At 42.1% G+C, this 6,115-nt stretch carries 8 protein-coding genes and 1 riboswitch; of the genes, 7 read left to right on the top strand and 1 reads right to left on the bottom strand.

All coding sequences use genetic code 11. The features are described from left to right. The 4 genes from AC1DVB_RS15120 to AC1DVB_RS15105 form a co-directional block, all read left to right on the top strand. Nucleotides 1–477: YheC/YheD family protein (locus AC1DVB_RS15120; protein ID WP_477589805.1), on the top strand; the 477-nt coding region annotated here is incomplete at its 5' end. After that, a complete protein-coding gene (locus AC1DVB_RS15115; RefSeq protein ID WP_095678208.1) occupies nucleotides 474–1,670 on the top strand; it encodes a YheC/YheD family endospore coat-associated protein in 1,197 nt (398 codons plus the stop codon). The genes AC1DVB_RS15120 and AC1DVB_RS15115, both read left to right, overlap by 4 nt. Before the next feature lie 63 nt (nucleotides 1,671–1,733). Then, nucleotides 1,734–1,937, top strand: a complete 204-nt coding sequence (locus AC1DVB_RS15110) for a YheE family protein (protein ID WP_057275779.1) — start codon at nucleotides 1,734–1,736, stop codon at nucleotides 1,935–1,937. Nucleotides 1,938–2,023: 86 nt separating this feature from the next. Then, a complete protein-coding gene (locus tag AC1DVB_RS15105) occupies nucleotides 2,024–2,212 on the top strand; it encodes a hypothetical protein (RefSeq protein ID WP_034314753.1) in 189 nt (62 codons plus the stop codon). 64 nt (nucleotides 2,213–2,276) lie between these two features. On the opposite strand, the gene AC1DVB_RS15100 is transcribed toward AC1DVB_RS15105, so the two are convergent. Further along, nucleotides 2,277–3,101 carry an MBL fold metallo-hydrolase gene (locus tag AC1DVB_RS15100; protein WP_057275778.1) on the bottom strand — a complete coding sequence of 275 codons (825 nt, stop codon included), beginning with the start codon at nucleotides 3,099–3,101 and terminating at the stop codon, nucleotides 2,277–2,279. A 283-nt stretch (nucleotides 3,102–3,384) separates the two neighbouring features. Continuing rightward, a riboswitch (SAM riboswitch) is annotated at nucleotides 3,385–3,489 on the top strand. A 69-nt stretch (nucleotides 3,490–3,558) separates the two neighbouring features. On the opposite strand from AC1DVB_RS15100, the gene AC1DVB_RS15095 reads away from it, so the two are divergent. Genes AC1DVB_RS15095 through AC1DVB_RS15085 form a run of 3 tightly spaced genes read left to right on the top strand, consistent with a single transcriptional unit; the run spans nucleotide 3,559 to nucleotide 6,108 of the window. After that, nucleotides 3,559–4,575 carry a methionine ABC transporter ATP-binding protein gene (locus tag AC1DVB_RS15095; protein WP_057275777.1) on the top strand — a complete coding sequence of 339 codons (1,017 nt, stop codon included), beginning with the start codon at nucleotides 3,559–3,561 and terminating at the stop codon, nucleotides 4,573–4,575. After that, nucleotides 4,562–5,230 carry a methionine ABC transporter permease gene (locus tag AC1DVB_RS15090; protein WP_057275776.1) on the top strand — a complete coding sequence of 223 codons (669 nt, stop codon included), beginning with the start codon at nucleotides 4,562–4,564 and terminating at the stop codon, nucleotides 5,228–5,230. Before AC1DVB_RS15095 ends, AC1DVB_RS15090 begins: the two co-directional genes overlap by 14 nt. A gap of 56 nt (nucleotides 5,231–5,286) precedes the next feature. Beyond that, nucleotides 5,287–6,108, top strand: a complete 822-nt coding sequence (locus AC1DVB_RS15085) for a MetQ/NlpA family ABC transporter substrate-binding protein (RefSeq protein ID WP_057275775.1) — start codon at nucleotides 5,287–5,289, stop codon at nucleotides 6,106–6,108. Nucleotides 6,109–6,115: the final 7 nt, after the last annotated feature.

Here is a 6,115-nt window from a genome sequence, read left to right as displayed (position 1 = left end):
GTGCAGCAGGGCATCCCATTAATTCGATCTGAAAAACGTCCAGTGGATTTTCGGGTCCATACGAACAAGGACAGTAATGGAAAATGGCAGGTGACCGCGATTGCCGCAAAAATCGCCGGCGCCGGCAGCGTCACGACCCATATTAAAAGCGGGRGTGTCATCAAAACGGTTGCCGAACTGTTTGGAGATGACGATGAGGCGACAGAAGTCGAACGAAAGCTTTCGGAAGCCGCACTGATTTTAAGTGACAGTATAGAAAAGAACTTGGACGGCATCATCGCAGAAATAGGATTCGATTTTGGATTGGATAAAAAAGGGCAGGTTTGGATGTTTGAAGCCAATTCCAAGCCTGGACGTTCCATCTTCTCCCATCCAAAACTCAAGGATTTCGAATTGCTGACCAGAAAGCTAAGCCTTGATTATGCCATTTATCTTACGGAACAGACGATTACAAAATCAATCAGAGTGCCGCAATGAACATTTTTTATGATATCCCCACTGAAAATTGGCACCACACTCATGAAAATGCGGAACTTTTCGCCGGCTCTGCCGAAGAAGAAATCAGCTATAAAAAGAACCATTCGAATCAACCTCTAATTCCAATCACAATATTTCCGGGTAACCGGATGCTTACCGTCGGAATTTTAACTGTTTCCAATCCCAAAAAGGAATCAGGTTTGGGTGGAAACCTGACCCTTTTTCGGGACTTATCATTATATTTATTGAAACATGGAATATTGGCGTATGTATTCACAGGAAATGCCCTTCATTCCGAGTCGATGAAAGGGTATCTTTTTTCCTCCATTTCAAACAAGTGGATTGAATGTAAAGTGCCCTTCCCTGACATCGTCTATAACCGTATCCCCTGGAGGAGCTATGAGGCGTCAGAGGAATTCCAACATCTTATCACACATTTTAAAGATAACCGAATGACTCTATTCAACCCCTGTTTTATAGATAAATATGTGATGTTCGAAGCATTAACTGAAGATGGGTCCCTCACCAACCACCTTCCGCCCACCATGGTCTTACGAAACAGCGGTTGCCTTGATTCTTTCCTGGAGACATACAGGCATATATACCTTAAGCCATGCAAAGGAAGCCAAGGGAAGGGCATTTATACCATTATCAAAAATGATGATGATACCCTATTGTTCAATAGCTTAAAGCATAGTGAGTCCTTCCCTGATTTTGCTTCCTTCTGGGATACAAAAAAAAGGGATTTATTAAAAAGGAGTTATCTTGCTCAACAGGCGATCATACCAAAAAAACTCTTTGGACATCGTTATGATTACCGGATTCTCGTCCATTATGAAAAAGGTTTTTATAAAGTGACCGGCAAAGCGGTAAGGATGTCGCAAACCCAGGAAATTACCACCCACACTCCCCGAGGCGGAAAGCTTTTTCCTTATCAGGACCTTAAATCAAAAAACCTGGATCTGAAATTAGCGAATGTCGCCCAAAAATGCGGAGAGATACTTTCAAAAGAGCTCGGATTTCTCGGTGAGTTTTCCATTGATATAGGGGAAGACGAATCGGGCTCGCTTTTCATATACGAAGTGAACTCAAAGCCGATGCAATTCGATGAAGAAGAAATTGAAACAAACAGGCTTTTGCATTTAAAAAATCTTTTCATTGAATTAACTTTTCCCAACCTGAAAAGAAAATAACACCTCCAGCTGCCGTTTTCCATTATAATCGAATGAGAAACAGTATATATGGAGGTAATACATATGATCACTCATTTTCAATGGGAGCCATTGCATAAGAATCTGCCAGGATGGAAAATTTCCTTTTATTTCAACAAGCAGGCAGTCAAAGCCTTGTATCATAAAGATGGATCCATCGAGTGGACAGCCAATCCGCCTTCCGAAACAGATGAAACCCAACTCAAAAGCATGATACATGATTTAATGATCTTCCATGTTTATGAATGAAACCCCTTTACATTCATGAAATCGCTAAACAGAATAAAAAAAACTCCTTTGCCTAAAACTAAAGAAAAGGCTAGGAGGGATTTCTTTTGGATAAAGAAAAAATGACATTTTTGAAGGATACCGAATATGATGGCAAGGACTCCGTTTACCTGGATATCGACCGTATCATCAATGAAGGAATGGCGGGCGGAAATGTGTATGAAGTCGCTAACCTTCAGAACATCGAAGAAGCACATGATTTTTATGATGAAACAGATCCCAATGTCAATAAATGAATAATGTGGGCTCTCTTATGGAGAGCTCTCTTTTATATCAGTCAGACCGTTAAGCGGATAGCAATCAAATAGTCCCATTCTCCCTCGCACTTAAAATATTTTCGTTTAATATCGATGTAATGATATGCTCTGAATCCCATTCATGCCCAGATATCTCGATAAGGGGATAGCGATTCGGCAAAACGACCTGCTGGATTTCATGAACGGTCAGCCCTTGAGAATGCAAGCGTAAAATTTCCCCTTGGAGGTTTTCCAGATAATCCAGTTTTTTTCGAAACATCTCCTTCCCATCAGGTACATGCCCAGCATGACAGCAAAACACTTCMCCGAAGTCATAATGAAGCAATCTTTTTATGGAATCGATGATCACCGGGACGGACTCTTCCCGTAAGACAAGCTTTGTTTTGGGGGTTACGAAAAGGTCTCCTGAAAAGAGCACGCCATTATTGTGATTCAAATACACCATATGGTCCTTTGCATGACCCGGGGTAAAAATCGGCTCCCACGTTTCGGTACGGGAATGAATGGCCTTCCCTAGCGGCTCAGCTTTAAAGGCGTCTCTCTTTCCCCAGAAAATTTTGCGATATTCAGGATATTCAGCATCCTTTGCACAAACCTCAACCGACATCGGGTGAATGAAAAGAGGGACCTTTTTATGTTCCTGTATCCAGGCAGCACCCCCCGTATGGTCTTCATGATAGTGAGTCAGGGCCACTGAGTCGAAGTCTGCGGATTCATAGAATGGAATAAGCTCTTCCAATAAAATCTGTGCGCCAGTATCTATCAATAGGCCATCCGTTAAAAAGACATACACACTCATCCCCGCCTTGTTCCCGCCAGGAGTCCCATGCACGCAAACCACATCATTTATCGTCTTGATCTCTATCATTCGGTTTCCTCCCCATCATTGTATAAATATAGTTTCATCTTCCTTTTTTTAACTTTACTATAATAACTGTAGTACCACTTTACCTTTTTGACAAGGAAATATTGGAATGAATAGCCTCGATGAAAATGCTGGATTATTGCATAATAGCCCATTTTCAATGAATCGTTTTAACGGACTGTACCAGATTTAATGACAAAAAAATAAAAGAAACGATTGACAATGCCGGATTTTACAAATAATATAGATTATATTATAAAACTTGAAATATTCTAAAATAATAATTTACTTATCAAGAGTGACGGAGGGATCAGGCCCTGTGATGTCCGGCAACCGCCCTTAGGGAACGGTGCCAATTCCTGCAGAATGATTGCATTCTGAAAGATAAGCCGAGATATGATTTCGCTGCCTCTTTCTGAATGATAGAGGCAGCTTTTTTAATGTTTAAGGGGGAAAGCTCATGATTGAAATCCGTTCAGTCCGAAAGGAATACGTCTCGAAGAAAAACCGAGTTATCGGAGTGGATAACGTAACTTTAACCATTCAAACTGGTGAAATATATGGAATTGTCGGCTACAGCGGAGCTGGAAAAAGCTCATTGCTCCGCTGCTTGAATTTGCTTGAACGTCCGACAGGTGGAAATATCATTATCGACGGCATTGAATTAACCTCTTTATCTAGCAAAGAGCTTCGTAAACAACGGCAAAAAATCGGAATGATATTCCAGCACTTTTCCCTGGTCAGTTCAAAAACCGTTTATGAAAATGTCGCTTTCGCCTTAAGGGCCGCGCATCGATCGAAGGACGCGACTAAGTTACGTGTATTGGAATTGTTGGAAATAGTAGGGCTCAGCGATAAGAAAGATGTCTATCCTGCACAGCTTAGCGGTGGACAGAAGCAACGGGTCGGCATAGCTCGCGCGTTAGCAAATGAACCCACTGTACTATTATGTGATGAAGCGACTTCAGCCCTTGATCCAACCACTACAAAAGCGATTTTACAGTTATTGAAAAAGATAAGCAGTGAGCTTGGTATCACCATCGTGTTGATTACACATGAAATGGAAGTGGTCAAAGAACTATGCCACCGAGTCGCCGTGATGCAGGATGGCCGGGTAATTGAAGAAGGACCCGTTTATGAAATATTTTCACAGCCCAAACAGGAGTTAACGAAGCAATTCATTGGCAGTGTACTGGATTTCGAACTCCCTTCGCACTTGATTGAAGAAAGTGAAGGTACGATTATTAAGATCCAATTCGAAGGGCAAACCGCCGGTGAATCGATTCTTTCGGATACTCTCCAATCCCATGCAGTAAAGGGAAATATTTTACACGGTAAAATTGAGTATATCCAGGATGTTCCTTTAGGCATTTTAATCATCGAGTTAATTGGCGATGCCGTCCAAATTCATTCGGCATTGGAATATATAAAAGATCGTTCCAGTTCTGTGGAGGTGTTAAAACATGTCACTGCTTAATCCCATCGTCAATATTTTACCTGATCTTAATAAAGCCTTTCTTGAAACGATTTATATGGTTGGCGTTTCTCTTGCAGTAGCCCTGCTGATCGGTTTACCGCTTGGAGTATTGCTATTTTCAACAACCAGGAATTTATTTTTTGAAAATGGCATCGTGAATCGATCTCTCGGTTTCGCAGTCAATATTGTCCGTTCAATCCCGTTCATCATTCTCTTGGTCGCCCTCCTTCCTTTAACGGACCTACTTACAGGATCGACGATAGGGCCAAGAGCAGCTTCTGTATCCCTGTCCGTATCCGCAATCCCTTTTTTTGCAAGGATTGTTGAAACGGCATTACGTGAAATAGACAGAGGAGTGATTGAAGCTGCAATTGCCGTAGGTGCCACTCCATGGATGATCATTAAGGATGTACTTCTTCCAGAGGCAAAACCGGGAATCATTCAAGGACTGACATTAACGACCATTTCGCTAATCGGTTACTCAGCAATGGCTGGGACAATCGGCGGTGGCGGAATTGGCGACCTGGCCATCCGGTACGGATATTACCGATATGACAACACAGTCATGATCACGACGATCGTCGTGCTGATCTGCCTTGTGCAACTCATTCAAATGGTTGGTGACAAAGTTTCATACATAGTTAACAAGCGATAGGTTCAATCACTTTTTTTAATGACTCAATACATTTCATTACTCAGGAGGAATTTCAAATGAAGAAAATAGCTTCGTTATTATCAGTCTGTGCACTTGCACTCGGCTTGGCAGCTTGCGGGAGCGATGATGCATCCCCAAATACAGAAGACAAAAAAGAATTGAAGATCGGGGCGACTACCGGGCCGTACGCCGATATGGTTAAGGAGGCCATCAAACCGGGTCTGGAAGATCTCGGATACAAAATAGAGATCGTCGAATTCACCGACTATATCCAGCCGAATAAGTCGCTTGGCAACAACTCGATCGACGCCAACCTTTTCCAGCATAAAGTGTACATGGATAACTTCGCTAAAGAAAATGATTTAAAGCTTTCCGACCTTATCATAGTTCCAACAGCGCCAATGGGCATATATTCTAATAAGTATAATTCATTGAAAGAAGTGAAAGACGGTACATCCCTTGCAGTGCCCAATGATCCGGTTAACCTGGCACGTGCACTAAAAGTGCTGGTGGATGAAGGGTTGATTGAAGTCGATCCAAATGTCGACCCTTTAAAAGTATCTGAAAAGGATGTAACGAAAAATCCAAAAAACATCCAGCTAAAACTATTGGAATCCGCTCAATTGCCCCGCGCAACAGACAGCGTAGACCTATCGGCGGTCCCTGGCAACTTTGCTCTTGCAGCGAAAATGGACCTCAAGGATGCCCTAGTTTTAGAAAACATGCCGGATATGTATCGAAACGTTGTTGCAGTGAATACAAAAGATGTAGACGCTCAATTTGCCAAGGATATTAAATCAGTAGTGGAATCCGACCAGTTTGAAAAAGTGATCGATGACAAATTTGCCGGATTCGGAAAACCAGACTGGATGAATTGATCAAATA

It is taken from the genome of Peribacillus sp. P4_D6 (genome assembly GCF_056401795.1).
Note: the sequence above shows the minus strand (reverse complement) of the source record. Positions and strands in the feature narration are given on the sequence as shown.

What these genes read in the sequence shown, in the direction of transcription:
- AC1DVB_RS15115 (WP_095678208.1), top strand. Translation starts at nt 474, where the DNA reads ATGAACATTTTTTATGATATCCCCACTGAAAATTGGCACCACACTCAT.
- AC1DVB_RS15110 (WP_057275779.1), top strand. Translation starts at nt 1,734, where the DNA reads ATGATCACTCATTTTCAATGGGAGCCATTGCATAAGAATCTGCCAGGA.
- AC1DVB_RS15095 (WP_057275777.1), top strand. Translation starts at nt 3,559, where the DNA reads ATGATTGAAATCCGTTCAGTCCGAAAGGAATACGTCTCGAAGAAAAAC.
- AC1DVB_RS15090 (WP_057275776.1), top strand. Translation starts at nt 4,562, where the DNA reads ATGTCACTGCTTAATCCCATCGTCAATATTTTACCTGATCTTAATAAA.
- AC1DVB_RS15085 (WP_057275775.1), top strand. Translation starts at nt 5,287, where the DNA reads ATGAAGAAAATAGCTTCGTTATTATCAGTCTGTGCACTTGCACTCGGC.